At 70.6% G+C, this 26,179-nt stretch carries 17 protein-coding genes and 1 CRISPR repeat array; of the genes, 5 read left to right on the top strand and 12 right to left on the bottom strand.

Annotation, left to right across the window (positions count from 1 at the left end; all coding sequences use genetic code 11):
* Positions 1-5: 5 nt before the first annotated feature.
* The 4 genes from proP to ACFTZC_RS37390 form a co-directional block, all read right to left on the bottom strand.
* The gene (proP, locus tag ACFTZC_RS37405; protein ID WP_382897970.1) at positions 6-1,535 is read right to left on the bottom strand and encodes a glycine betaine/L-proline transporter ProP; all 1,530 of its coding nucleotides are present in this window, start codon (positions 1,533-1,535) and stop codon (positions 6-8) included.
* A 194-nt stretch (positions 1,536-1,729) separates the two neighbouring features.
* On the bottom strand, positions 1,730-3,448 hold the full coding sequence (locus ACFTZC_RS37400; RefSeq protein ID WP_382897940.1) for a hydrogenase maturation protein: 1,719 nt from the start codon (positions 3,446-3,448) through the stop codon (positions 1,730-1,732).
* Between the two features lie 99 nt (positions 3,449-3,547).
* Positions 3,548-4,273: an aspartate/glutamate racemase family protein gene (locus tag ACFTZC_RS37395; RefSeq protein WP_382897938.1), complete on the bottom strand. Its 726-nt coding sequence runs from the start codon at positions 4,271-4,273 to the stop codon at positions 3,548-3,550.
* A gap of 23 nt (positions 4,274-4,296) precedes the next feature.
* Positions 4,297-5,778, bottom strand: a complete 1,482-nt coding sequence (locus ACFTZC_RS37390; protein ID WP_382897936.1) for an NCS1 family nucleobase:cation symporter-1 — start codon at positions 5,776-5,778, stop codon at positions 4,297-4,299.
* Positions 5,779-6,035: 257 nt separating this feature from the next.
* On the opposite strand from ACFTZC_RS37390, the gene ACFTZC_RS37385 reads away from it, so the two are divergent.
* A complete protein-coding gene (locus ACFTZC_RS37385) occupies positions 6,036-6,374 on the top strand; it encodes a cupin domain-containing protein (RefSeq protein WP_382897933.1) in 339 nt (112 codons plus the stop codon).
* Between the two features lie 30 nt (positions 6,375-6,404).
* Complete coding sequence (locus ACFTZC_RS37380; RefSeq protein ID WP_382897931.1) at positions 6,405-7,019, top strand: dihydrofolate reductase family protein; 615 nt, start codon at positions 6,405-6,407, stop codon at positions 7,017-7,019.
* 8 nt (positions 7,020-7,027) lie between these two features.
* On the opposite strand, the gene ACFTZC_RS37375 is transcribed toward ACFTZC_RS37380, so the two are convergent.
* Positions 7,028-7,537: a MarR family winged helix-turn-helix transcriptional regulator gene (locus ACFTZC_RS37375; RefSeq protein WP_382897929.1), complete on the bottom strand. Its 510-nt coding sequence runs from the start codon at positions 7,535-7,537 to the stop codon at positions 7,028-7,030.
* A 141-nt stretch (positions 7,538-7,678) separates the two neighbouring features.
* On the opposite strand from ACFTZC_RS37375, the gene ACFTZC_RS37370 reads away from it, so the two are divergent.
* On the top strand, positions 7,679-8,932 hold the full coding sequence (locus ACFTZC_RS37370; protein WP_382897926.1) for an amidohydrolase family protein: 1,254 nt from the start codon (positions 7,679-7,681) through the stop codon (positions 8,930-8,932).
* 144 nt (positions 8,933-9,076) lie between these two features.
* Here ACFTZC_RS37370 and ACFTZC_RS37365 read toward each other — a convergent pair whose 3' ends face one another.
* Entirely contained in the window at positions 9,077-10,291 is a 1,215-nt protein-coding gene (locus ACFTZC_RS37365; protein ID WP_382897923.1) for an esterase/lipase family protein, read from the bottom strand.
* Between the two features lie 219 nt (positions 10,292-10,510).
* On the opposite strand from ACFTZC_RS37365, the gene ACFTZC_RS37360 reads away from it, so the two are divergent.
* The gene (locus ACFTZC_RS37360; RefSeq protein WP_382897920.1) at positions 10,511-11,407 is read left to right on the top strand and encodes a 3-hydroxybutyrate dehydrogenase; all 897 of its coding nucleotides are present in this window, start codon (positions 10,511-10,513) and stop codon (positions 11,405-11,407) included.
* 146 nt (positions 11,408-11,553) lie between these two features.
* The gene (locus ACFTZC_RS37355; RefSeq protein ID WP_382897917.1) at positions 11,554-13,485 is read left to right on the top strand and encodes a helix-turn-helix domain-containing protein; all 1,932 of its coding nucleotides are present in this window, start codon (positions 11,554-11,556) and stop codon (positions 13,483-13,485) included.
* Positions 13,486-13,497: 12 nt separating this feature from the next.
* On the opposite strand, the gene ACFTZC_RS37350 is transcribed toward ACFTZC_RS37355, so the two are convergent.
* From ACFTZC_RS37350 to cas7e, 6 genes are all read right to left on the bottom strand, one after another.
* Complete coding sequence (locus ACFTZC_RS37350) at positions 13,498-14,910, bottom strand: MFS transporter (RefSeq protein WP_382897914.1); 1,413 nt, start codon at positions 14,908-14,910, stop codon at positions 13,498-13,500.
* A gap of 828 nt (positions 14,911-15,738) precedes the next feature.
* Positions 15,739-21,868: a CRISPR direct-repeat array (repeat unit 29 nt; unit sequence GTGCTTCCCGCGCGAGCGGGGGTGAACCG).
* Positions 21,869-21,916: 48 nt separating this feature from the next.
* Entirely contained in the window at positions 21,917-22,231 is a 315-nt protein-coding gene (gene cas2e, locus ACFTZC_RS37345; protein WP_382897911.1) for a type I-E CRISPR-associated endoribonuclease Cas2e, read from the bottom strand.
* Between the two features lie 42 nt (positions 22,232-22,273).
* Positions 22,274-23,194: a type I-E CRISPR-associated endonuclease Cas1e gene (cas1e, locus tag ACFTZC_RS37340; RefSeq protein ID WP_382897969.1), complete on the bottom strand. Its 921-nt coding sequence runs from the start codon at positions 23,192-23,194 to the stop codon at positions 22,274-22,276.
* A 110-nt stretch (positions 23,195-23,304) separates the two neighbouring features.
* On the bottom strand, positions 23,305-24,033 hold the full coding sequence (gene cas6e / locus ACFTZC_RS37335; RefSeq protein ID WP_382897908.1) for a type I-E CRISPR-associated protein Cas6/Cse3/CasE: 729 nt from the start codon (positions 24,031-24,033) through the stop codon (positions 23,305-23,307).
* The gene (gene cas5e, locus ACFTZC_RS37330; RefSeq protein ID WP_382897967.1) at positions 24,030-24,854 is read right to left on the bottom strand and encodes a type I-E CRISPR-associated protein Cas5/CasD; all 825 of its coding nucleotides are present in this window, start codon (positions 24,852-24,854) and stop codon (positions 24,030-24,032) included. The genes cas6e and cas5e overlap by 4 nt, the downstream gene beginning before the upstream one ends.
* 140 nt (positions 24,855-24,994) lie before the next feature.
* A complete protein-coding gene (gene cas7e / locus ACFTZC_RS37325; protein WP_382897905.1) occupies positions 24,995-26,152 on the bottom strand; it encodes a type I-E CRISPR-associated protein Cas7/Cse4/CasC in 1,158 nt (385 codons plus the stop codon).
* Positions 26,153-26,179 lie beyond the last annotated feature (27 nt).

Below are 26,179 nucleotides of genomic sequence, written 5' to 3'. Positions count from 1 at the left end.
GATCGTCAGCGGGTGTCGCGGTCACCGTGCGCGGGGTGGTGGGCCCAGGGGTGCCGCAGCCGGATCCATACGTCCCTCGCCCGACGGCCCGCCTCGGTCCTGCTGCGGGCCACCAGTTCCTGGGCCTGTTCCTCACTCTCCACCATGGGTCCGGAGCCCTTCAGCGGCTTGCCCGCCGTCTCGTGCAGGAAGAACGTGGAGGTCAGGCCGACGACCCCGGCCGCCATGAGGTAGTAGGCCGGAACCATCGTGCTGCCCGTCGCCTCGACCAGGCTGGAGACGACCAGCGGAGTGGTGCCGCCGAAGAGGGAGACGGAGATGTTGAAGGAGATCGACAGAGCCCCGTAACGCAACCGGGTGGGAAAGAGCGCGGGCAGGGTCGAGGCGGACGTTCCGGCGAAACACACCAGCAGCAGGCCGAGGATCAGACAGCCGAGGGCGGGCAGCAGAATGCCACCGGCCCTGATGAGCAGGATCGCGGGCGCGGCGAGCGCGATGAGCGCGATGCTGCCCGCCATGAACACGGGGCGGCGGCCCCAGCGGTCGGACGTCCGGCCCACGGTGGTGATGGTGAGCACCACCACGATCATGGTGCCCAGGATCAGCAGCTGGGCGGTGAGGGGGTCCTCGCCTAGGGTCTCCGTCATGAACGTGGGCAGGTAGGACGTCACCATGTAGTTGGTGACGTTGTAGAGCAGCACCAGCCCCATGCAGATCAGGACGGCTTCCCAGTGCCGGGTGAAGATCTCCTTGAGCCGTCCCTTGCCGGACTGCCGGGCGTCCTCGATGGGATCCTCGGCGCCGGTCTGCCGCCTCGCCTGCTCGGCCTGCTCGGTCGCCTGCTGGAAGGCGGGGGTCTCCTCCAGCCGCAGCCGCATGTAGAGACCGATGAGACCGAGCGGCCCGGCGACCAGGAACGGCAGCCGCCAGCCCCACTGCACCATGCCGTCGTTCCCGAGGAGGGCCGTCAGGAGGGTGACCAGGCCGGAGCCGAGCGAGTAGCCGACGAAGGTGCCGAAGTCGAGCCAGCTGCCCAGGAATCCGCGCCGTCTGTCGGGGGCGTACTCGGCGATGTACGTGGTGGCGCCCGCGTACTCGCCGCCGGTGGAGAAGCCCTGGACCAGGCGGCAGAGGAGCAGCAGGAGCGGCGCGGCCAGGCCGAGGGTGGCGTATCCGGGCAGCAGTCCCACGGCGAAGGTGCTGATCGCCATCATGATCATGGTGGCCGCGAGGACCCGTTTACGGCCGATGCGGTCGCCGAGCGGGCCGAACACCAGCCCGCCCAGCGGGCGCACGAGGAAGGCCGCGGAGAAGGTGGCGAAGGTGGAGACCACCTGGGTCGCGGGCGAACTCGACGGGAAGAAGACCTTCCCGAGCGTGCCCGCCAGATAGGCGTACACACCGAAGTCGAACCACTCCATGGTGTTGCCGAGGGCCGCCGCGGACACCGCCCTGCGCACCTCGGGACGGTCGGTGACCGTCACGTCCTCGGCGCTGAGCGGCTGTTTGCCCCGGCGCAGCAGGATACGGAGCAGCCGGTCGGTGGCGGCGCTGCCCGGCCCGCCCGGCCGACCGCCCCGCCGGGGTGGCCTCTTGCGGTGTCCAGTCCTCATGCCATCCCGTCCGCAGGGCCCATGTGTGGTGACGCATTATTCCCCCGCCGCTCCCCGCCTGCGGGAACGTCGGCGGGGACCGCGTGTCCCACCCGGTCCGGCCGGGCCGGGGGCGGTCACGGCGCGGCGGTGGCGGCCTCGGCGTGTTCGGGGCGCGTGAGCGGCCGGGCGGGTCCGCCGGCGAGTTTGCGGACGAAGGCCGAGCGCAGCCTGTGGTACGGCGCCGTCGGGTCGAAGAAGATCCGGTGCATGCGGGCGAGTTCGTCGCGGCGGTGGTCGGCCAGGGGCCGGACGCTCTCGTCCCGCTCCCGCCGCGCCCGCTTGGCCGCGATCCGCTCCGGCAGACCGGGCGCTGCCGCAAGCGCGGCGGCCATGCGCTCCACCTCGGCGGGGAAGTCGTACGGGGATACGGGGACCAGGCGGTCCACGAGGCCGATGCCGGCACCCGCGGAAGAACTGACCGGCAGCGCCTCCGTGGTGAGCCGCTCCGCCGTCCCGGGGCCGACCCGGCGGGGCAGCGAGTAGGTCCAGAACTCGGATCCGTAGAGCCCCATCAGCCGGTAGTGCGGGTTCAGGACGGCGCCCGTGCGGCACCAGACCTCGTCGGCCGCCAGGGCGAGCATGGCCCCTCCCGCGGCCGCGTTGCCGCCGAGCGCGGCGATCACCAGCCGGTCCGTGGTGCGGAGCACCGCCTCGACCAGGTCGTCCATCGCGTTGATGTTCGCCCAGGACTCGGCGGACGGATCGGCCGCGGCCTCGATGGTGTTGAGGTGGATACCGTTCGAGAAGAAGTCGCGGGTGCCGCCGAGCACCAGGACGCGCGTGGGCCGGGTCAACGCGAACCGGTAGGCGGCGAGCAGCCGTCGGCACTGGTCCGTGCTCATGGCGCCGCCCGGGAAATTGAAGCGCAGAAAGCCCACGTCGTGGTGGTGCCGGTAGCGGATGTCCGCCCAGGTGCGCCGCCGCGGGGGAAGTTCCAGCGGCGCGGGCACCTTGGGCACCCCCCTGAGCCGCTCGCCCAGCACCAGGGCCGCGGGGAGCCGGAACGTCGCCGGACCGCCGGGCCGGCGCCGGGGCCGTAGCTCGGGAATCCACACCGCCCCGTCGCACGTGGCGCGGCACACCGCGCCCGCACGGGTCGCGAGGACATCCCCCGGGTGTCCGCGCAGCTGGTCCTCCGGGTGACCGCCGTGCAGGAAGAACTCATCGCCGAAGAGCTCGTCCAGCACGCCCGGGCGCGAGTCGGCCCCGCGCAGCTTCCTCAGCACCACCTCGGTGCCGTCCTGCCGCCAGTCGATCCGCCGGCGCTCCTGCCGGAAGACGTCCCGCCGCACGACGTCCACCGAGGGATCGTCCTGGGCCAGGGGCTTGTAGGAGCCGCCGGCATACCGCTCGACGGCCAGCAGGACCGCCGCCACCGCCGCGTCGGACGCCTCGTTGCGGTACAGCTCGCTCTTGCCGCCCGGCGCCACGTCGAACGGCACTGTCGCCCAGATGTCACCCGCGTCCATCTCCTCCTCGGCCTGGAGCACGGTCACACCCCACCGTGTCGCACCCGTGGCGATCGCCCAGTCGAGGGACGAGGGACCACGATCCCCGGGCGGGCCCGGATGGACGATCAGGCAGGTATGGGCCGACCACACATCTCTCGGGAGAGCGGTCCTGAGCATCGGGGCGATCACCAGCTCGGGCCGCGCCTCGTGCACGGCCTCACGGACCGCGTCGTCCCCGTGCGCGGCCAGCACGACGTCCACGCGGTGAGCCCGGTCGGACAGTTCGGCGTACACCCGTTGGGACAGACTGTTGAAGGCGCTGGCGACGAGGAGGATGTCCATGGTGCACGATCCTCACCGCGCCCCCCTTGTGCCGGAGGAACCACGCCGGGCGTCGCGGACGGATTGCGCCGGACGGGGACGCCGCGGTGGCACTCGGTGTCAGCGCGCCGGTGGCGGCCAGTTGAGGATCTTCTTGGGCCGGGGTGACGCGTAGGTGCGCACCTTGGAGGTGGACAGGCCGAGCCGGACGAGGGACTCGGCGACCGTCACGGCCGCGGTCACCCCGTCGACGACGGGGACCCCGGTACGTTCGACGACGCGTTCGGTGAGGCCGGCCATGCCGCCGCAGCCCAGGCAGACCACCTCCGCCCGGTCCTCCTCCACCGCACGGGCGGCCTGCTCGACGATGGCGTCCACGGCGGCCGCCTCGTCCCGCTCCAGATCGAGTACGGCGAGCCCGCTGGCGCGCACGGAGGCACACCGGGCACTCAGACCGGCGGTACGGAGACGGTCCTCGATCAACGGGACCGTACGGTCGAGGCTCGTGACGACGGAGTAGCTGCGGCCGAGGAACTGGGCGGTGCTGGCGGCCGCCTCGGTGATGTCGACCACCGGAACGTCGAGCAGTTCCTGCAACCCTTCCCGGCCGTGTTCGCCGTACCCGGCCTGGATCACGGCGTCGAACGGCTCCGGGTGGGCGCGTACGGCTTCCATCACGGCGACGGCCGCGAGGTAGCTCTCGAAATTGCCCTCGACCGACTCCGCCCCGAACGCGGGAGTCAGCGGCACGATCTCGGTGCCGGGCGATGCCGCACCGGCCGCCTGCTTGCCGATCGAGTCGGTGATGGACTCCGTGGTGTTGACGTTCACAACGAGGATGCGCATGGTTCGGCCTTCCGCTCGGTGGTTCATTCGGCGGCGACGGCGATGGACTCGCCGTCCACGTCCCGGAACGGCGAGGTGCGGTCGGCGATGACCGCGTACACCGCCGCGGCGAGGAGGGCGCCGATGAACCAGGAGAACCCGGCCACGGAGTGGAAGACGGGCGCCAGGGCCATGGTGACGGCGATCGCCGCGCTGGGGACGAAGGCCGCGACGGCCCGGGGGTTGTAGCCGCGGCGGTAGTGGTAGTCGCCCTGTGCGTCCTCGGTGTAGAGGTCGGGCACGTTCACACGGGACTTCCGCAGCAGCCAGTAGTCCGCCATGATCACACCGAACAGCGGTCCGAGCAGGGCGCCGAGGCCACCGAGGAAGTAGTTCACCACGACCGGGCTGTCGTAGAGGTTCCACGGCAGGATCACCAGACCGATGACCGCGCTCACCAGGCCGGCCCGGCGGAAGTTCAGCCGGCGGGGGAAGAGATCGATCAGCGCGTAGATCGGTGCCACGAAGTTGGCCAGCAGATTCACCGCGACGGTCAGGGCTATGAGCGCGAGCGAGGCCGTGGCCAGCAGGAACATGTTCGGGATCGTCCGGACGATGTCCGTGGGACTGGTGATGACGTGCCCGTCGAGCTTGAGCTGTGCCCCGCTGAGAACCACGACGATCACGGCGAAGAAGAGCATGTTCACCGGGATGCCGGTCACGTTCCCGCGGACGATGGAGCTGCGGTCCCTGGCGGACCGGGTGAAATCGCAGAAGTTGAGCACGAACGTTCCGTAGATCACCACCCACAGCGCGGCGCCCTGAAGGATCTGCATCCACATCGCGCCGCCGATGAGCGGTTTGTCGATGGACAGCGAGATCGAGCCGTCGGCGCGGACGAACATCCAGACCGCGAGGGCACACATGGTGATCAGGGTGGTGGGCGCGGCGAAGGCCATGTACCGCCGGATCATCTGCATGCCGTAGCTCACGATGAGGACCTGGAGCATCCACAGCGCGAGGAAGGTGATCCAGCCGAGCGTCGACTGGCCGAGCAGGGAGTTCTCGGCCAGGGTGCGAAGGCCGGGAAACATCGCGATGAGCAGCGCGCTGAGAACGGAGGAGGCGAGGTAGGTCTGGATGCCGAACCAGGCGATGGCGACGACGCCCCGGACGACAGCCGGAATCCTCGCCCCTTTGACACCGAACGCCATGCGGCCCATGACGGGGAAGGGGACGCCCGTCTTGTGCCCCATGAAGCCGGACAGTGTCAGCAGGAGGAAGAGCAGAATGGAGGCGAGTGTGAAGGCGGCCAGGATGCCCCACACGTTCAGCCCGAGGGCGAAGAGGCCGATGGCGAACGCGTAGTTTCCGAGGCTGTGCACATCATTGGCCCAGAGCGTGAAGACGTTGTAGGCGCCCCAGCGGCGCCCTTCCCTCTTCGTCGGAGCGAGATCGTAGGTGTAGAGGCCGGAACTCACACCCTCGCCGGTGTCCACGCGTGGTCGGTCAGCCGTAGCGGTCATACGGAGCTCCGGGGGAGAGAGAAGGGGACACACTCTTGAAGTTTCCACAAAGTGGAAACTGTTTTCCGTGAAGGAGAACGTAGTTTTCGTCACCCGCACCGTCAAGAGCCCGGGAGAGACCGGTACTCGGCACACGCGCTCTAGGCTGTGGTGAACACGGCCGACCTCTTGGTGTGCCGGAACGGTCCGGCGCAGGGAGATGGGCCCGCCGCGGACGCCAAGGGTGCGGCCCTCGCGGCTCCTGGAAAGTCACTGTCATGAAGAACGAGCGGGAATTCTTTTCACCGGACACCATGCAGTGGCGTGAAGGGCCACAGCCCGGAACCGTGGAGAGGATTCTGAGCAGGGACGAGGCCGATCCGGAGGTGCTGACCCGGCTGGTGCGGTGGGAGCCCGGCCTCGATACCTCGCTCTCCGGAGTGATCCGGCACGAGTGGGTCGAGGAGGTCTATCTGCTCGAAGGCGACCTGCACGACCTGACCCTGGACCAGACCTTCCGCGCCGGAGAGTTCGCCTCCCGGCCGCCGGGCATGGAACACGGCCCGTACCGGACCACCGGAGGCTGCCTGATGCTGGAGATCCGCTACCGGCGATGAATTCGGGCCGTGCGTCGGGTCCCATCTGACATGACGCGCATCATCGCTGACATCTCGGTCTCCCTCGACGGCTTCGTCACCGGACCTGACCCCGGCCCGGCCAACGGTCTGGGCACCGGCGGCGAGGCCCTGCACACCTGGGCGTTCTCCGACGACCCGGACGACCGCCGGGTCCTGCGTGAGGGGACCGCCCGCTCGGGCGCGGTCGTCCTCGGCCGCCGGCTCTTCGACGTGGTCGACGGGCCGGACGGCTGGGACGACACGACCGGCTACGGCGCCGGCGAGGTCGGCACGCCCGCGTTCGTCGTCGTGACGAGCTCACCGCCGGAATCGGTGCGGCTCGCCGGCCTCGACTGGACGTTCGTCACCACCGGTCTGCCGGACGCCGTCACCGCCGCGCGCGAGCGCGCCGGGGCGGCGTCGGCGGACAGCGGCAAGAACCTCGACGTCGTCCTCATGGGCGGCGGCGCCACGATCGCCTCGGCGCTCCACGCCGGGCTGGTCGACACGCTGTCCCTGCACCTGGCGCCGGTCGTGCTGGGTGCTGGGACACCCCTGTTCACCGGCGGGGCGCCGCGCACACTGGTGCGGCGGAGCGTGACCCCGACATCGACCGCGACGCACCTGAGCTACGACATCCTCTGACGGTGTCGTTACGTGACGGGCGGCGGCGGTCCGCCGAGGGCGCCTGGTGCGGGCAGCCTGGTCGTGGAGTCCGCGTACTTGAGGAGGAGGCGCGCGAATTCGAGTCGCTCGGCCTCGGGCCAGTCGCGGGTGATGTATTCGAATGCCTGCCGCTGCTGGTGGCGGAAGCGGTGGAGGAGGGCGGTGCCCTCTTCGGTGAGGTGGAGCACGGTGCGCCGGCCGTCCTGCTGCGAGGCCGCGCGGGCCAGGTATCCGTGGGAAATGCAGTCGCTCACCATGCGGCTGGCCACCGACGGGTCCACCAGGAGGTGCTCGGCGAGTCCGCCGACCGTCATCTCCGTCTTCGCCTCGGTCGCCTCGTCGACGATGTTGAGGACCAGGTTGCGCTTGAGGTCCTTGGGTCCCACCGGGGGGTCGACCGGGGCCTGCATGGTGCGCCGCCTCAGCCGGGCGAAGGCCGTGCCGACGGCGTCCAGGAGGGCCTGGCCCTGCGGCATGGAGGCGTCCTTGTTGGTCACGCCCGCAGCCTATCGCACGTATCTGCACGCCACAGAAGCATGCAAGTGTGCATGGAGTTGTGAGTTGCATTAATGTGGCCGTCGCGGTGGGGAGAACTCGGCATCAGCGGAGCGGCGGGCCTGCCCGGAGAAGAGGAAGTCATGATCACAGCCATCATCAACGGCCGTGTGTTCGACGGTGAGCGCGTGCTGGAGGACACCACCGTCGTGCTCAACGGCGCACGGATCGCCGCCGTCGGAGGTGAACCGCCCGCCGGGGCGGACATCGTCGACGCCAGGGGCGGAACGCTGCTGCCCGGCCTGTTCGACGCGCATGTCCACACCTCCGAAGAGGCGCTCGCGCTGGCACTGCGGTTCGGGATCACCACCGAACTGGAGATGCAGGGCATGAATACCAGGACCCGCCGCGCGCACATCACGGAGAACGATGCCGTCGCCGATGTCCGCTCCGCGGGGTTCGGCATCACTCCTCCCGGCGGCCACCCCAGCGAACTCATGCCCAAAGACTTCAAACCGGCGGGCCGCCGCGCACCGGACGGCCGGGGCGATCGGCCCGGTCCCCACGAGATGCCCCTGATGCCGTTCTCCACCACGCCGGAAGAAGCGGTCGCCTTCATCCCCCAACTCGTCGCGGCGGGCTCGGACTACATCAAGTTCATGGTCGACGACGGTACGGTCGAGGGCCATCCCGGTCTGCCCATGCTCGACCAGGCAACCCTGAACGCCGGTGTCGCCGAGGCTCACCGGCACGGGATGCTCGCCATCGCCCACACTCTGACCGTCGACACGACACGGAGGGCGATCGAGGCCGGCGTCGACGGTTTCGCCCATCTGTTCATGGACCAGCCGCACACCGACGAGATCATCGGCCTCATCGCCGCCTCCGGCGCGTTCGTCGTCCCCTGCGTCGTCCTGAACGCCTCCATGATGGGTATCACCGGCTCATCCCTCACCGAGGACCCGCGCGTCGGTTCACGCCTGGACGAGGCATGGACGAACACCCTGAACAGCAGCTACGACCGCTACCCACAGGGCAGACTGGAAGATGTCCTGGCCTCGGTCAAAGCCCTGCACGACGCGGGCGCCGATCTGATGGCGGGCACCGACGCGGCCCCCCTGCCACTGCCGTTCCTGGGAGGTGTGGTCCACGGCGCCAGCGTCCACCAGGAGCTCCAGTACCTCGTCCAGGCCGGCCTCACCCCGGTCCAGGCCCTCCGTGCGGCAACCCTCACCCCGGCGCGCCGCTTCGGCCTGGAGGACCGTGGCCGTATCTCCGAGGGGCTGCGGGCCGACCTGCTGCTCGTGGACGGCGACCCCACCACCACGATCAGCGACACCCTCAACCTGCGTGACGTGTGGCGCCGCGGCACCCGCACCACACTCTCCGCCTCGTAGAAACCCGCTCCCGGCGAACAACCGCTGCCCGCCACGGAAAACGTGGCGGGCAGCGGTTGTCCCGCGAGGATCGAGCCCGTTGCGGACCGGCGTACCGGCCCGCAACGGGCTGTCCAGGGCGGGGCCTGATACCCCGTGGGCCGATCAGTCGGGCAGGCGGTCGAGGATCCACTCACCGAGTTCGGCGGTCATCCCGGCGTGCGGATCGTTGCTGCCGGAGAGCAGATAGTCGTCGAGATCGGACTGCTCCGGGGGCAGGGAGTCGATGTTGGTGTACAGGTCTTCCTGCTGGTCCAGGTCGCGGACGGAGACCGCGCTCACCGAGGGCACGAAGCACACGGACCGGTGGGCCGTGTCCACGCTCTCACCGGATGCCGTGAGAGCGTCACCGAGGATGCCGAACGATTCGAGGGTCCCGCCCGGCGCTCCGTCCAGCTCGGCCAGGCCGCTCGTGGTGATCGAGTGCGGGCCTCCGAGGACGCCGCTCAGCACGGCCGCCTCCGCGTCGCCCTGGGACTGGGCGAGGAAGTGCGTGCCGTCGAAGAGCGGTCCGGCGCAGGTCAGCGCCTTCGCCCCGGCCCGCACGCCGTTGCCCACGCCGTCGCCGCGTCCGCTGGAGACCCCGAGCAGCATCGGGATACGCGGCCACGAACCGACCTGCTGGAGCCGCTCCTTGAACTCGGTGCGCAGCGGGCTCTCCTGCGGTGTGCCCTTGACGCCGTCCAAGTACCGCCACAGCATCTGCTGCGCGGCCGGGCTGCTGATCTGCCGCAGGTGCGTGTCGTCGCCGGTCTGGGCGAGGTAATGCGCGAACGCCTGCAGCCCGATCGGCAGCCACGCGCCCCGGTGCGGGCTGTCGAAGGACAAATGGACGCCGGTCCGGTGGTCCATGCGCTGCGTTTCCATCTTCGCCAGCGCGTACCGGGTGACGAGGCCACCCATGCTGAACCCGCCGACGAGGAGCCGGGTGTCGCCGAGTTGCTCGGCGACGGTCCGCAGGATCGCGGCGGTCACCGTCTCCGCGTTCCGCAGGATCGACTCACTGCGCTCGTCGAACCCCACGAGGACCAGCGTGCGCGCCCGGCGCCGCAGTTCGCCGACGAACGGGTACCGCCCGTTCTCCAGCCCGGCCCAGAGCCGGTCGAAGTCGGTCGGCCCGAGGTCGAACCCGTCGGCCAGAACGACCGGCCGGACCACACCCTGCTGCCCCTCCCCGTAGTACACCCTGGCGCTGCCTCCTGGCAGCTGCCACTCCTCGTCGGCGGCGGGCGCCTGGGGCGCTGCCGCGGTGCCCAGCGGGGTCACGAGTCCGATCGACCCGGCGGCTTTCCTGGCTGTCTCGGTCCTGCTGTCGGCCACTGACGTCCCTTTCGGTACGGCGGTAAAAGATCAAGGGACATGATCCACTCGTGAAGCCGGTAATTGCACGCATACCGCTTAGACTTCACCATATCGGATGGTTCTGCGTGTAGCGGGCGCTCGTCGATGCGTTCACATGGTTCGCACCCACCCATTCAGGGTGAACTGTGGGCGCTGACCCTATCGGTGGGGCTCCGGGCGCTGCTTAGGGTGCGCACTATGACCGCCCCCACCACACCAGGTCCTGCCACCCGTACACCGGGCTCCCGCACCATCGGTGGCAGCCCGGCCACCCATGGCCCCGCCACCGCCGATATCGCCGCCGCTCCCGGCGGGCCGGCTTCCGTCGCACTCGATCTTGAGGGCCGCGTCGCGCTGGTCACCGGCGCCGCGAGCGGCATCGGCCGCGCCTGCGCGCTGCGGCTCGCGGCGGCCGGGGCCAGGATCAGAGCGGTGGACCGGGACGGCGAGGGGCTGGCGTCCCTGGCCGGGGAGGCGGAAGGCGCCGGGGTCGCGGGGGCCTTCGACACGCGGGCCCTCGACCTGACCGACCTGGACGCCGCGGAGACGGCGGCCGAGGGCGCGGACATCCTGGTCAACAACGCCGGGCTGCAACTGGTCCGCCCCATCGAGGAATTTCCGCCCGACGTCTTCCACACTGTCCTCACCGTCATGCTGGAGGCGCCCTTCCGGCTGATCCGGGGCGCGCTTCCCCACATGTATGCCGAGGGGTGGGGCCGGATCGTCAATATCTCCTCCGTGCACGGGCTGCGCGCCTCCCCCTACAAGTCGGCCTATGTGGCCGCCAAACACGGCCTCGAAGGACTCTCCAAGACCGCGGCCCTGGAAGGCGCCTCGCACGGGGTCACCTCCAACTGCGTCAACCCCGGCTACGTGCGTACGCCACTGGTCGAGCGGCAGATCGCGGACCAGGCGCGGACGCACGGGATCCCCGAGGAGAGGGTCGTCGCCGACGTCCTGCTCCAGGACTCCGCCCTGAAGCGTCTCCTGGAACCGGTCGAGGTCGCCGAGGCGGTCGCCTATCTCTGCACCCCACAGGCGTCCTTCATCACGGGCACGTCCCTCACGCTCGACGGGGGCTGGACCGCGCATTAGGTCCGGCCCGGCGGATCCCTTCACTCCCTCCGAGCCCGCGCCGCCCGCTACGTGCGCTCGCCTCGTCGCCGGAGCCACGGTCTCCGCATCGCTTCCGTTATCCACAGGCCGGCGCGGCCGGCCGAATGACAGGTCATGCTGTGTCCATGTCCCAGCCGCAGCCCAACTCCCACGTCGCCCACCACGATCAGGTCTCCTACCTGGAACTCCTCGCACGCGGCGCGGCGGCGGAGGCGTACGACCGGCCCGTGCTGCTGGCCCGCGCGGACGGCGGGGGCCCGGAGACGCTGGCCGCACTGGAGCACGCCAAGCGGCTCGCCCTGAGGGTACGGGCCGAGCTGGCGGAGCGGCGGCGCCGGGAGGCCGAGCTGTCGGCCCTCTTCGAAACCGCGCACGACCTGGCGGGACTGCGTGATCTCGACGCGGTGCTCCGGGCCATCGTGCAGCGCGCGCGCTCCCTGCTCGGCACCGAGGTCGCCTATCTGTGCCTGAACGACCCGGCCGCAGGCGACACATACATGAGAGTCACCGAGGGGTCGGTGGCGGCCCGCTTCCAGCAGCTGCGGCTCGGGATGGGGGAGGGACTCGGCGGGCTCGTCGCCCAGACCGCGCGGCCGTACGTCACCGACAGCTATTTCGACGACCCGCGGTTCCAGCACACCGCGGCCATCGACTCCGGCGTACGCGACGAGGGGCTGGTCGCCATCCTCGGTGTGCCGCTGATGCTCGGCAGCCAGGTCATCGGGGTGCTCTTCGCCGCGGACCGCCACGCCCGGGTCTTCGCGCGCGAACAGATCTCACTGCTGGGCTCGTTCGCCGCCCACGCGGCGGTCGCCATCGACACCGCGAATCTGCTCGGGGAGACCCGCTCGGCGCTCGCGGAACTGGAGAGGGCCAACGAGATCATCAAGGAACACAGCGAGGCCATCGAGCGCGCCTCGGACGTGCACGACCGGCTGACCGAACTGGTCCTGGGCGGAGGAGGGGTCCATGACGTGGCGAGTGCCCTCTCCGAAGTGCTCGACGGCACGGTGGAGTTCGCCGGGCCGGATTCCCCTTCCGTGACCGCGCTGGACCTGACCGGCACCGAAGGCCGTGCCACCCGCCACGGCGAGGTCTGGGGAGCCGCGGTCTGGGCCGGCGGCGAACTGCTCGGCGCGCTCGTCCTGCGCGGTCATCCCGGTCTCGACTCCGTCGACCGGCGCACCCTGGAGCGTGCTGCCATGGTCACCTCCCTGCTGCTGCTGGCCCGTCGCTCCGCGGGCGAGGCCGAGCAGCGGGTGCGGGGCGAGCTGTTGGACGACCTCCTCGATGCCCCCGACCGCGACCCCCGCCTGCTGCGCGAGCGGGCCGCCCGGCTCTCCGCGGACCTCGGCGCGCCGCATGTGGTGCTGGCCGCCCGGATCGACGGCCCCGCCCCCGGCGCGTCCGGAGCCACCGAACGGGAGACGGCCGACCGGCGCAGGCTGTGGTCCGCCGCGTCCCATCTCGCCGCCACCGGACAGGGACTGGCCGCCACACGTGACGGAGGCACCGTCCTGCTCCTGCCGCTCGCCCCTGACGACACCGCCGCCGGACTCGCCCGCCGTACGGCCAAGCAACTCGGCGGGGCTCTGCGCGAGCCCGTCACCGTAGGAGCCTCCGCGGTCGTCGAGTCACCCGCCACGCGGCCGGGCGCGATAGCGGAGGCGTACGCGGAGGCCCGGCGGTGTCTCGACGCGCTCGGGCTGCTCGGCCGAGCGGGCGACGGCGCCGCCGCCCAGGACCTCGGTTTCCTCGGGCTGCTGCTCGCCGACGCCCGGGACATCGAGGGTTTCGTGCACCGCACCATCGGTGAAGTCATCGCCTACGACCTGCGCCGCTCCACCGACCTGGTCCGCACCATGAGGGCCTACTTCGCCTCCGGGATGAGCCCGGCCCGTACGAAGGACGAACTGCACGTTCACGTCAACACGGTCGCGCAGCGCCTGGAACGCGTCGCCCGGCTGCTCGGCGCGGACTGGCAGTCACCGGCCCGGGCCCTGGAGATTCAACTGGCCCTGCGGCTGCACGCCATGTCCGACGCCGTCATCCGCTGAACGGCGAACGCTTCAGGCGCCGGGGGTACGGGAGTCGGCGTCGGCCTGTTGCCGCGGCGCGGGCGCTCCCGGCCGCACGGGATCGGCGTCGACATCCGCCAGATCGCGGTGCCGGGTCTCCCGCGCACACGCGATGGCCACGACAGTGATCAGCGCGGCGGCGATGACGTACAGGGCGATCGGCGTCGAGCTGCCGTAGTCGGCGAGCAGCGCCGTCGCGATCAGCGGCGCCGGCGCACCTGCCGCGACGGAGGAGAACTGCGCGCCGATCGACGCGCCCGAGTAGCGCATGCGGGTCGCGAACATCTCCGAGAAGAAGGCCGCCTGCGGCGCGTACATCGCACCGTGCAGCACCAGTCCGACGGTGACGGCGAGGATCAGGTTGCCGAAGCTCGCGCTGTCGATCAGGGCGAAGAACGGGAACATCCAGGCCCCGACCCCTACCGCGCCGATCACGTACACGGGCCTGCGGCCGATACGGTCCGACAGCGCGCCCCACGCGGGGATGACCGCGAAGTGGACGGCGGAGGCGATGAGTACGGCGTTGAGGGCGGTCTGTTTGCTCAGCCCCGCCGAGTTCACCGCGTACACCAGGATGAACGCGGTGATGACGTAGTAGCTGATGTTCTCCGCCATGCGCGCGCCCATCGCCACCAGCACATCCCGCCAGTGGTGCCGCAGAACGGCGACGAGCGGCATCTTCTCGGTCTCCGCCTCGGCCCCGCCGGCCGCGGCCCTGCGCTCCGCGGCCCGGGCCAACGCGGCCTTGAAGACCGGGGATTCGTCGACGGAGAGCCGGATCCACAGGCCCACGAACACCAGAACACCGGAAAGCAGGAACGGTATGCGCCACCCCCACGCGACGAACTGGTCGTCCGAGAGCAGCGCGGTCAGCGCCGACAGCACCCCGGTGGCGAGCAACTGCCCGGCCGGAGCCCCGGTCTGCGGCCACGACGCCCAGAACCCACGCCGCTCGGCGTCCCCGTGCTCCGACACCAGCAGCACGGCCCCGCCCCACTCACCACCGAGCGCGAACCCCTGGACCAGCCGCAACACGGTCAACAGCACGGGAGCGGCCGTACCGATGGTGGCATGCGTGGGCAGCAGCCCGATGGCGAACGTCGCCCCGCCCATCAGCAGCAGACTGAGAACCAGCAGCTTCTTGCGCCCGAGCCGGTCCCCGTAGTGGCCGAACACCAACGCCCCGAGCGGCCGCGCGGCGAACCCCACGGCATAGGTGAGAAACGACAGCAGCGTTCCGACGAGGGGATCGGAGTCGGGGAAGAACAGCTTGTTGAACACCAGGGCAGCTGCGGATCCGTACAGGAAGAAGTCGTACCACTCGATGGTGGTGCCGATGAGGCTGGCGGCGACGATGCGCTTGAGGTTGTTCGGGACTGGTGGAGCGGTTGCGGGCGACGACATCGGCACCACTTCCTGGGGTGTGACGGGGACGTTTGCGTTTCGCCACACCGTAGAAACACGCAGGTCAGGCGCACATGTGGTGGGGCAACACAGTTCGAGGGTCAGCTATGCCTGCGGCCACCATGACGGCTCACGGAAGGGCGGTTCAGGGGCTCGAAAGCGGTCGAAACGAGTGCTGTCCGGGACGCGCAGTTCGGGCTGATTTGGCGGTGCGGTGCTGACTCCCGTGCTGACTTGGTGCTGACTAAAAGCCCACGTCATCAACCGTGCTCACCCCTCCCGTGCTGACTTGGTGCTGACTACGCTCCGTTGAAGTAGGACATCTTGGGGCTGATCGGCTCAGGGCCGTTGCGTGACGGCGACTTGACCGCGAGGCGGCGCCGGCTTTGTCGCCCGGCTCTGCGGCGCGGACGAGGGGTTGCGCCTGCGCGTGGTGCGCGTTCGTCCCAGCAGATTCTTCGTCTGCTGGTGGTACAGGGCTGGTGTGCAGGTTGACCTGCTTAAATGCCCAAATTGGATCTGGATGATGGCTGCTTGGTCCGTGCATGGTCCGGATCTTGGCCCGTACTCTGGGCTTGGACGAGGATCCAGAGGGCGCGGACAGCTCCGCTTGCAGAGCGGCTTCGTGTTGGGGCCCAAGACTGCCGAGTGGCTCTGGGGCGAAGTGGCTGCGTTGTGGGCTTTACGTACCCCCGAGTTTTCGGTGTGCTGATGGCCCCGAGGCTTCAGCCGGCACTTCAGCAGACAGCTCTGGCATCATGAGTGGTGATGGTGAGAGACGACGGTCAAGGAATGGCAAAGCGCCTCTGAAGCCGCAGGCCAGGAAGAGTGCTTCCCGCGCGAGCGGGGGTGAACCGACCCGGGTCCGCCTGGAGGCCCTGCCTGTCCTGTGCTTCCCGCGCGAGCGGGGGTGAACCGACCGGCCCTCCCAGGGCGGAACGTTTCGCTCTGTGCTTCCCGCGCGAGCGGGGGTGAACCGGCGTACGGCATCCGCGGCTTCGTCCGGGCCTGGTGCTTCCCGCGCGAGCGGGGGTGAACCAGTGGCCGAAGGGGCGGCGGCCGGGCTCGCCGAGTGCTTCCCGCGCGAGCGGGGGTGAACCGTCGGCGGCCTCCACCACCAGCTCCCACAGCTCGTGCTTCCCGCGCGAGCGGGGGTGAACCGAGGCGAACATCTGGGAGCCCGTCTGCCGGACCGTGCTTCCCGCGCGAGCGGGGGTGAACCGGACGCGGACAAGGGACTGCTCCTCGGCACCAAGTGCTTCCCGCGCGAGCGGGGGTGAACCGTCGGGCTGGAGGGTGAACGACCTCCGGCCGGTGTGCTTCCCGCGCGAGCGGGGGTGAACCGCTCCCGGCCGCTGATGGCGACCGCGCACCTGCGTGCTTCCCGCGCGAGCGGGGGTGAACCGAACCGATGACCCGCCACATACCGGCACCGATGGTGCTTCCCGCGCGAGCGGGGGTGAACCGCCCTCCAATCCGGTCGGGGTGGGCCAACGAGAGTGCTTCCCGCGCGAGCGGGGGTGAACCGCCCTGGCGAACATCAAGGGTGCCCGCCTGGTGGTGCTTCCCGCGCGAGCGGGGGTGAACCGCGAACGTACGGTCTCCACGAACGAGCGCGCAGGTGCTTCCCGCGCGAGCGGGGGTGAACCGTCCGGAGGCGGATTCGGACTTCCGGATGTCCTGTGCTTCCCGCGCGAGCGGGGGTGAACCGCACTGCCTCACGCTGCGGCACGCCGTTCTTCAGTGCTTCCCGCGCGAGCGGGGGTGAACCGCGAACAGCAATGAGGAGCGGCAGAGCCGCACGGTGCTTCCCGCGCGAGCGGGGGTGAACCGCCCCCAGAAATGGCACGACCCCGGCTGTAGGAGTGCTTCCCGCGCGAGCGGGGGTGAACCGAGACCTACGGCGCTCTCGCCGACGCCCACGACGTGCTTCCCGCGCGAGCGGGGGTGAACCGTGGGAGTGGGACACGTGGGGCGACACGGAGGGGTGCTTCCCGCGCGAGCGGGGGTGAACCGGATCGCTGCATGCGGTCGCGCACCACGGCCGCGTGCTTCCCGCGCGAGCGGGGGTGAACCGGAGAACGAGACCTGGTGCACCGACTGCCTCAAGTGCTTCCCGCGCGAGCGGGGGTGAACCGGCTCATGCCTTCACCTTGCCCGGCCACGACCGGTGCTTCCCGCGCGAGCGGGGGTGAACCGCCTTGCCCTCCGGATCCGGCACTTCCTTGAGAGTGCTTCCCGCGCGAGCGGGGGTGAACCGACCGAGGCCGCCAAGCTCGCGTCGAAGCACCCGTGCTTCCCGCGCGAGCGGGGGTGAACCGATCGGGCAACTCCTCGACGCCCTCGGTGTCACGTGCTTCCCGCGCGAGCGGGGGTGAACCGCGGGGCACGCGGCCGAACGGCCCGAGGTAGTAGTGCTTCCCGCGCGAGCGGGGGTGAACCGCAGCCTCAGCTCCCGAGAACGGAGCATCTGTGGTGCTTCCCGCGCGAGCGGGGGTGAACCGCTCCAGGACGCGGCCGGCCGCGAGGGGCCGGTGTGCTTCCCGCGCGAGCGGGGGTGAACCGACCCCACGAACGGGCCGCCTGACGGCCCGCACGTGCTTCCCGCGCGAGCGGGGGTGAACCGGCGCTGTCGAGGGCATCGGCTAGGGCGCTGATGTGCTTCCCGCGCGAGCGGGGGTGAACCGCGGGACTGCTGCTCACCCTCGATGGGCTGTTGGTGCTTCCCGCGCGAGCGGGGGTGAACCGATCGATCCCCGGGGGCCGATCGAGGGCGGGGGGTGCTTCCCGCGCGAGCGGGGGTGAACCGACTCCGAGAGTTCTGCGATACGAGATGGAGGTGTGCTTCCCGCGCGAGCGGGGGTGAACCGCGGGCCGGGCTCCGGCATGCGCGAGACTACACGTGCTTCCCGCGCGAGCGGGGGTGAACCGGCGGACGAACTCGGCGAGCAGGTACTGAAGGAGTGCTTCCCGCGCGAGCGGGGGTGAACCGCGCTCCGCCTCTGTGGCAGTGGCCCCCCGGGCGTGCTTCCCGCGCGAGCGGGGGTGAACCGATCGGCAGCGGCAGGAACTCGGCCGGCTGTACGTGCTTCCCGCGCGAGCGGGGGTGAACCCGGCGCCGCTGATTTCGGCGGACATCAGGCGTCGTGCTTCCCGCGCGAGCGGGGGTGAACCGAGCCGATTTCGAGTGGCGCGAGCCGCAGAGACGTGCTTCCCGCGCGAGCGGGGGTGAACCGGAGCGCGACCGCGTCACCGCGCTGGCACAACAGTGCTTCCCGCGCGAGCGGGGGTGAACCGGCGCTACGCCATGACCGGCGAGTACGACCCGGGTGCTTCCCGCGCGAGCGGGGGTGAACCGGGGCGGACACCGGGCGTGGACACCAGGCCGGAGTGCTTCCCGCGCGAGCGGGGGTGAACCGGCGGAGTGGTCGGCGGCGCCGGAGGCGCTTCCGTGCTTCCCGCGCGAGCGGGGGTGAACCGCAGTACGTCGGGACCTGCGTCGACAGGTACATGTGCTTCCCGCGCGAGCGGGGGTGAACCGTCGCAGGTACAGATCCAGATGCTGGTCGGAGTGTGCTTCCCGCGCGAGCGGGGGTGAACCGCCCTCATCGAAGCGCAGCGTCACGCCCTCCTCGTGCTTCCCGCGCGAGCGGGGGTGAACCGTGCCGGCATCCGGGGCGTCTCCGTGCCGGACGGGTGCTTCCCGCGCGAGCGGGGGTGAACCGACGGGAACGTTGCCATGCTCGGCGGCGTGACCGTGCTTCCCGCGCGAGCGGGGGTGAACCGCACATGGCAGGGGCCGACCGTGGGGAATCCCAGTGCTTCCCGCGCGAGCGGGGGTGAACCGACGTTCGGGGGGCCGGGTGCGGGTAAGTAGCGGTGCTTCCCGCGCGAGCGGGGGTGAACCGCTCGCCAACCCGGCGCAGGCTGCCTGAGCAAGGTGCTTCCCGCGCGAGCGGGGGTGAACCGCACCAACGGGGACGGGCCTTCTTCATGCCTACGTGCTTCCCGCGCGAGCGGGGGTGAACCGCACCAACGGGGACGGGCCTTCTTCATGCCTACGTGCTTCCCGCGCGAGCGGGGGTGAACCGCTCTCCCCGACCCAGCGCACCGCCCGCAAGGTGTGCTTCCCGCGCGAGCGGGGGTGAACCGTCCTTCTTCGCGTCGCGCCAGGCCCGCCCGGCGTGCTTCCCGCGCGAGCGGGGGTGAACCGACGTCCTTCAAGCCGTCGGCCGGCGTCGCGCAGTGCTTCCCGCGCGAGCGGGGGTGAACCGGACCTGTGGGAGGGCCTGCAGGCCGAGGGGCTGTGCTTCCCGCGCGAGCGGGGGTGAACCATGGGGCAGGGCCCGGGGCGGCCGGCTTTTTCCGTGCTTCCCGCGCGAGCGGGGGTGAACCGGGGAGCTTCCCGCAGACCCCCGACCGAGGGCGGTGCTTCCCGCGCGAGCGGGGGTGAACCGCGGGCCCACGTCGGCATCCTCACCGGCCGCGGGTGCTTCCCGCGCGAGCGGGGGTGAACCGTTCGAGCGGGAGGGCCGCACCACGGTCGGCCCGTGCTTCCCGCGCGAGCGGGGGTGAACCGCCGAACTGGCCGAGCGGGAACGGGAGCGCGAGGTGCTTCCCGCGCGAGCGGGGGTGAACCGTGATGGCGAACATCAACAGGCTGGACCGGCGGGTGCTTCCCGCGCGAGCGGGGGTGAACCGCCGAGTTCGGCGTGATCGGCTACGAACGGGCCGTGCTTCCCGCGCGAGCGGGGGTGAACCGACGACGGACACGAGCCGGGCGAACACCACCACGTGCTTCCCGCGCGAGCGGGGGTGAACCGGAGGAACCGATGACCACAACCCCCGTACCCCAGTGCTTCCCGCGCGAGCGGGGGTGAACCGGCCCGCATGGAGGCCGCCTTCCGCAGCCTGCCGTGCTTCCCGCGCGAGCGGGGGTGAACCGGCCACCAAGAGGTGCCGCGTCGGGAGCTCCCCGTGCTTCCCGCGCGAGCGGGGGTGAACCGATCGCTTGTGACCTGCGTGAATGAGGGGGGACGTGCTTCCCGCGCGAGCGGGGGTGAACCGCGCAGGAGCGGCCAGGACGTGCGGATCGTGGCGTGCTTCCCGCGCGAGCGGGGGTGAACCGCGCCGGCCGTCGAGCCCGCGCCCGCGGAACCGGTGCTTCCCGCGCGAGCGGGGGTGAACCGAACCCGCAGACGAACGAGTGGGAGGACGGGGAGTGCTTCCCGCGCGAGCGGGGGTGAACCGGTCCGCGTCACCTACAGCCACGGCTACCAGGAGTGCTTCCCGCGCGAGCGGGGGTGAACCGCCCCTTGTCGAGGTCGATGTCCGTCCACGCCTGTGCTTCCCGCGCGAGCGGGGGTGAACCGTTCGAGCGCCCGCAGGCCGTGGACCGCTTCTAGTGCTTCCCGCGCGAGCGGGGGTGAACCGCTCCCGATCCCCCAGGAGTCGCTGGAGTGGACGTGCTTCCCGCGCGAGCGGGGGTGAACCGCACTTTCAGGACGCTTCTACCGCCCACCACGAGTGCTTCCCGCGCGAGCGGGGGTGAACCTTCCGGGCCGTAACCCTTCACGAGGTCTCGGCCGTGCTTCCCGCGCGAGCGGGGGTGAACCGACTCTGTTGGTGCGCAGCACTCCGGGCGGGGGGTGCTTCCCGCGCGAGCGGGGGTGAACCGCTGTGGGAACGCCGCTGGAACCGCTGGACGCCGTGCTTCCCGCGCGAGCGGGGGTGAACCGAACCCGGCCGACCACGCCGGCCGTCTCCTCCCGTGCTTCCCGCGCGAGCGGGGGTGAACCGGGGCGGACACGCGGCGTGGACACCACGGCCAGGTGCTTCCCGCGCGAGCGGGGGTGAACCGGTGAGGCGGCGCAGCCTGCCGTACGAGCTGGAGTGCTTCCCGCGCGAGCGGGGGTGAACCGTCCCGGAGCACCCGCGTGGACTGCTCGCGCGAGTGCTTCCCGCGCGAGCGGGGGTGAACCGACGTTCGGGTCCAAGCTGCGGGCCCGGCGGGTGTGCTTCCCGCGCGAGCGGGGGTGAACCGCGGTAGAACGCCTTCCCGGCGAGGGCCATGGAGTGCTTCCCGCGCGAGCGGGGGTGAACCGGGGATGCGGGTGAGGTCGACCGGGCCGAGCAGGTGCTTCCCGCGCGAGCGGGGGTGAACCGCATCTGCCGTAACTGGTCGGTGGGGACCGGCCGTGCTTCCCGCGCGAGCGGGGGTGAACCGCTCCAGCGCCGCAGCTACCGGCACGCCCGCGGGTGCTTCCCGCGCGAGCGGGGGTGAACCGCACGACGCGCAGCAGCCCTCCGCGCGCTCACAGTGCTTCCCGCGCGAGCGGGGGTGAACCGCCGCGGCTACCGACTTCCGCCCGGTGGTCCGGGTGCTTCCCGCGCGAGCGGGGGTGAACCGCCGTACTGCTGCCGGAGGTAGCTCTCCGGGAGGTGCTTCCCGCGCGAGCGGGGGTGAACCGGTGACGCGCTGCCCGAGACGGGTTCGGGCCCGGTGCTTCCCGCGCGAGCGGGGGTGAACCGGTCTGCATCCACGGCCTGCCCGGCGGTCAGACGTGCTTCCCGCGCGAGCGGGGGTGAACCTTCCCAGCTCAGCCGCGATTTCGGCATCCATGCGTGCTTCCCGCGCGAGCGGGGGTGAACCGCCCTGTGCCTGCTGCTCCAGGCCGGTGCCCCAGTGCTTCCCGCGCGAGCGGGGGTGAACCGCGGTGGCCGACTGGCGCACGCGAACGAGCCGGGTGCTTCCCGCGCGAGCGGGGGTGAACCGGGCGGGACGCCGGCCGCGCCGGATCCGACGCGGTGCTTCCCGCGCGAGCGAGGGTGAACCGTCCTGCAGCAGGCGGACGCCGAGCTCGCGGCCGTGCTTCCCGTGCGAGCGGGGGTGAACCGCCGCGGACGGCGGCCGCGGTCCGTGCCGACCAGTGCTTCCCGTGCGAGCAGGGGCGAATCGCGTTGGGGTATTTGCTGCGCGAGGGGCCTGTGTTTACGTCTGGGGCGGCTATGGCGTCGGCGTTTCCTCTTCTCCCTCCGGGGCTCTGAACTCAACGAGGGTCAGTCCGTCGAAGTCGACCGGTACTCGTCGTCGGTCGCCGACAGTGTGGAGTGCGAAGCCTTGTTCGTTGGGTTCCGGGTGGATGAGGGTTGCGGCGCCGGGGCCGATGGAGGCTTGAACGATGGACCAGAGTTCTTTGCGTACGCGGGCGGAGAGGGTTCCCACGTAGAGCCCGGGTGTGGGTTCGATCATCCAGCGGGTGAGGGCGCCACGGACGTGGTCGGGGATGGCGGTGGTGGAGAGTACGGTCATCGACGGCATGGTGTCTGCCCCTCGTTAAAGCTGGATCTTTCCCTCATCAGCTCACTCCTCGCTGACGGCGTAATTCGTTCCGGCTGGTACGGAGCCCACTTCCGGGTCCCACAGGTTGACCAGTTGGGCTGTCTGGCTTTCGGGGACGGCTTCGGTCTCTTCCGGTGCGAGCAGTGTCTGTACGTCGTGGACGATGCGCGGGAGCAGTTTGAACAGGCGTAATTCCTTGCGGAAGGCTCTGCGTGCGTCGCGCTCCGGTTGGGGCGAGTCGTGGAGGGAGAAGGCCAGTGGGATGGTCAGTTCGGCCTTGTACAGGTCCGCGAGGTCGTAGACGAATGCGTGTTGTTTTCCTTGGTGGACGAATCCCAGTGCGGGGGAGCAGCCGAGTGCGACCAGTGCGGAGTGCACGATTCCGTAGAGGCAGGTGTTGGCTGAGGAGAGGGCGAGGTTGACCGGGTCCTGGTCGTCCCAGGCCGCGGGGTCGTAGGCGCGGCGGAAGCGGCCGATGCCGTGTTGCTGGGCGAGGAGTTTGTACAGGGCTTTCATGCGCTGGCCTTCGAGGCCGCGGAGTTTGTTCAGTGGCGTGGTGGCCGGCACTTTCGTGGTGAAGCGCATGAGGTACATCTGCTGGGCAACGGCGAGGCGGCGTTCGGTGTCGCTCCATTGGTGGACCTGGCGTTCGAGCCAGCGGGTGGTGAGGGAGTCCGGGGTGGTGGCGGAGTAGCAGCGCACTCCGCCGGAGCCGGTGCACACCACGGTGGTGCCGTGGCGGGCGAAGGTGGTGAGTGCGGGCTGGGTGATGGAGGTGCCCGGGCCCAGGAGGAGGCAGGAGACGAGTGAGGTCGGCAGGTAGACACGGGAGATGTCGCCGTCGGCCGAGGTGGTCTCGGCGCAGACGCCGGTGTCGTCCTGGACGATGCGGACGACGTCGGCGTAGAGGAAGGACAGCGAGTCGCCGATGCGGGGGAGCATGGCGAGGGTCGGTGCCGCGATGCGTCGTCGGGCGGTGGAGGAGGAGACCTGTCGGCCGGGGCCGGGGGCCGGCGAGGTTCCGGGGCCGGGTGCGGTGGTGGTCATCGTGGTCACGTTTTCGTTCGGGTGCCGGGTGCGAGGCTCAGCAGGCCGCAGCCGTACGACTTGCTGCGGCCGATGCCCTGGAGCAGTGCGGTGCGCAGGGCCTGCGGGTCGCGGACTGTCGCTGTTCCTTCGAAGAGAACGGCCGAGCGGTTGATGCGGATGGTTTCGTCGTGGCGGGTGCTGAGGGCTGCGGCGGCTTCGGACCGGGTGGTGGCGAGGTCGAGTCCGGCCGGGTTCGCGCGGTCGGACCACCACTGGTCGGCGTCGGCACCGTGCAGGGGTATGGCCTGCTTCCATTTGCCCAGGGTGCTGTTGGGGCCGCAGCGTCGTACGGCGTTGCCGAGGATGCGGTAGCGGACCGGCAGGCCGGGTCGCAGTGCTTCGAGCATGGCGTGCATGTCGCGGGTCTGTACGTGTGTGGTGTACCCGGTGGGGAGTCGGGTGGTGTCCGGGGGGAGTTGTGTCTGGACGAGGATGACTGGAGCTCCGGGGTCTTTGTCCGGGGCGGGTGGGGTGTCCGGTTCGAGGCGGAAGAGGACTCCGGCCTGGGCGCGGGGGTGGTCGCCGAGATGGTCCGGTACGAGTTTCATGACGCGGCGGTGGAGCGCTGTGGCGTTGCCCAGGTCGTAGTGGACCTGCCGGTGGGCCGGGTTGAGGACGAGGCGGGTCAGCCACGCGGTACCGGTGCTGGTGGTGGGCGTGGCGGAACCGCTGGAACGGGGGGTGGTGGTCATGGGGTGGCCTCTTCAGGGCGCGTGTTCGGTTTCAGGTAGGTGTTCAGCGCGTCCAGGTACGCGGTGCCGTAGCCGGCGCAGCGGGCGGTGGGGAGGTCTCTGCTGGTGGTGTAGGCGGGGCGGGTGCGGTGGATGCGGTTTCTGGAGGCGAGGCACACGGGGTCGTCGTTGAGCATGGTCACCGCCGTATCGCCGGGGGATCCGGGGGATGCTGTTTCTCGTGGCCGGGCGAAGGGTGTTTCGGCTGTGAAGTACACGGTGACGGTGGGGCTGTTGCCGCGTGGGGCGGTTCGGGCGAGGGGCAGTTCGAGGAGTTCGGCGGTGGGGTCGGGGCTGTCGGGCCGGAGGAGGAAGAGCGCGCTCGGTGGGCAGGAGCGCCGGCCCTGGTGCAGCGGCCAGCGTGGCTCGGCCAGGGCCTCGGCGCAGTCTGTGAGGAGCGTTGGCGTGGTGGGGTCGGGGGCGGTGACCGCGACGGTGAAGACGGCGTCGCTGAGGTAGTGCCTGCGGGAGACGATGGTCGCGCCGTCGGCGGCGCGTCGGCCGCCTTTTGCGGTGGGCACGGTCCGGTGCTGGGGCAGTCCGCCGCCTACGGTGTGGAAGTCGGTGAGGCGGGTGCCGGGCCGGTCGGTGCGTACGGTGAAACGTAGCCGGGTCAGCTGTTCGAATCGTGAGTCTGTCTCTGTGGTCGCGTCGGCACGCGGGATGCCGAGGGCGGAGGCGATCATGCCGATGAGGCCCGAACGGGTGGGGTGGGACACGGTGTCCCGGTCGGCGAACGCACTGTGCTCGCCCCAGGACTGGAGTGGGCCTCCGAGTTGGATGAGGAAGCCGGGTCCGGCGGTGAGGGCCAGTGGGGCAGGCGCGACTGCCGATGCGGTGGCGGGTCTTTGTCCTGGGCCTCTTGGACTGGTTGGGGGAGCGCCGGCGGTGGCCTCCGTGACGGTACGGGTGGTGGGCATGGTCATGCCCCTTTGCTGTCCTGGCCGGCCTGGGGCCATACGGCTGTGATCGCTTCGGCGACCAATGCCGGGTAGGAGGCGGTCCGCTGCCCGAGCCCGGGTCGTTTCTCGTCGTCGATCCCTGCGTATGCGCTGTGCACCACACCGGCGGTGCCGAGCAGCTTTCCGACACGGTCGGCGTAGTCACTGAGGGCGGTACGGGACACGGTTCCCCAGCCTTTCTCCCGTGCGCGTACGGGCTCTTCGAAGGCTGCGGCCAACGACAGTGGTCGGTCGGAGCGGACGGAGAGGTGGACGAGGTCGGGCGGGGTGTGCGGGGCGGTGGAGGTCTTCTTGGCGCCCGGCAGGGAATTGATGAACGCTGTCACGAAGGCGTCGGCGAGAGTTCGTGCGGTGGCGGGATCGTTGATGCTCTTGGTGAGGGAATCCAGGTCGAGCGTTGCGTAGCGGTAGAAGACTCCGCTGCTGAACTCGCCGGTGTTCATGTGCGCGCTGCCCGCGTCCGTCGCCCACTTGTCGGCGTCGTCCACCGCGGTGAAGAAGTCGGCCTGTACGGAGGTGCTGTGGGTGGTGAACGCGTGGGCGACCTGTACCGCACCGTCCACTCCGGCGCCCGGGATCTCTGCCAGCATGCGGCCGAAGAGCGCGATCGAGCCGTTGCGTGAGCGCAGCACCTCGTGGACGGCGTCCTTGGGCAGCAGTGCCTTCGCGGAGGCGGCCCTGTTGCCGAGAGCCTTCTCCAGGGCCGGTCGGTGTTCCTGGGCGAGATCGGCCAGTTCGGTGACGGCGCTGTCGGGCAGGAAGAGCAGTGAGGCGGTGCTCCGGTCGCCCTTTTCCAGCGCGAGCTTTGTCTCGGCGGAGCGGATGACCTGGGCGCCGGCCAGCTCGGCGAGTTCCTGCGGCCAGCCGCGCTCGCCCGAGGTCAGCTCGCTGGTGACCTGCTGGGGAAGCCGTCGTGTCCGTACGGCCTGTTCGCCGATCGCCTCCTCGACGGCCAGCCGGGTGGGACGCTTCCACGCCTGGCTGGAGACACGGGTCCGGGTGGTGCCGCCGAAGACCATGCTCTTGGGGGAACCGAGGTCGTCGCGGTTGACGTTGCTGTACGGAAGGGTCTGCAGGACGTGAACGTCCAGGAAGCGTGGCACGGCAGTTGTCGTCATGGCAGAGAGCTTTCTCCGAAGGCGGTC

It is taken from the genome of Streptomyces sp. NPDC056987 (genome assembly GCF_042673865.1).
In the GTDB taxonomy this organism is placed as follows: domain Bacteria; phylum Actinomycetota; class Actinomycetes; order Streptomycetales; family Streptomycetaceae; genus Streptomyces.
The sequence above is the reverse complement of the archived record's forward strand: the minus strand, read 5'-3'. Positions and strand labels throughout refer to the sequence as shown.

Excerpts from the sequence above, each read along its gene's own strand:
- ACFTZC_RS37400 (WP_382897940.1), bottom strand. The coding sequence starts at position 3,448 with ATGGACATCCTCCTCGTCGCCAGCGCCTTCAACAGTCTGTCCCAACGG.
- ACFTZC_RS37395 (WP_382897938.1), bottom strand. The coding sequence starts at position 4,273 with ATGCGCATCCTCGTTGTGAACGTCAACACCACGGAGTCCATCACCGAC.
- ACFTZC_RS37390 (WP_382897936.1), bottom strand. The coding sequence starts at position 5,778 with ATGACCGCTACGGCTGACCGACCACGCGTGGACACCGGCGAGGGTGTG.
- ACFTZC_RS37385 (WP_382897933.1), top strand. The coding sequence starts at position 6,036 with ATGAAGAACGAGCGGGAATTCTTTTCACCGGACACCATGCAGTGGCGT.
- ACFTZC_RS37380 (WP_382897931.1), top strand. The coding sequence starts at position 6,405 with ATGACGCGCATCATCGCTGACATCTCGGTCTCCCTCGACGGCTTCGTC.
- ACFTZC_RS37370 (WP_382897926.1), top strand. The coding sequence starts at position 7,679 with ATGATCACAGCCATCATCAACGGCCGTGTGTTCGACGGTGAGCGCGTG.
- ACFTZC_RS37360 (WP_382897920.1), top strand. The coding sequence starts at position 10,511 with ATGACCGCCCCCACCACACCAGGTCCTGCCACCCGTACACCGGGCTCC.
- ACFTZC_RS37355 (WP_382897917.1), top strand. The coding sequence starts at position 11,554 with ATGTCCCAGCCGCAGCCCAACTCCCACGTCGCCCACCACGATCAGGTC.
- ACFTZC_RS37350 (WP_382897914.1), bottom strand. The coding sequence starts at position 14,910 with ATGTCGTCGCCCGCAACCGCTCCACCAGTCCCGAACAACCTCAAGCGC.
- cas2e (WP_382897911.1), bottom strand. The coding sequence starts at position 22,231 with ATGCCGTCGATGACCGTACTCTCCACCACCGCCATCCCCGACCACGTC.
- cas1e (WP_382897969.1), bottom strand. The coding sequence starts at position 23,194 with ATGCTCCCCCGCATCGGCGACTCGCTGTCCTTCCTCTACGCCGACGTC.
- cas6e (WP_382897908.1), bottom strand. The coding sequence starts at position 24,033 with ATGACCACCACCCCCCGTTCCAGCGGTTCCGCCACGCCCACCACCAGC.
- cas7e (WP_382897905.1), bottom strand. The coding sequence starts at position 26,152 with ATGACGACAACTGCCGTGCCACGCTTCCTGGACGTTCACGTCCTGCAG.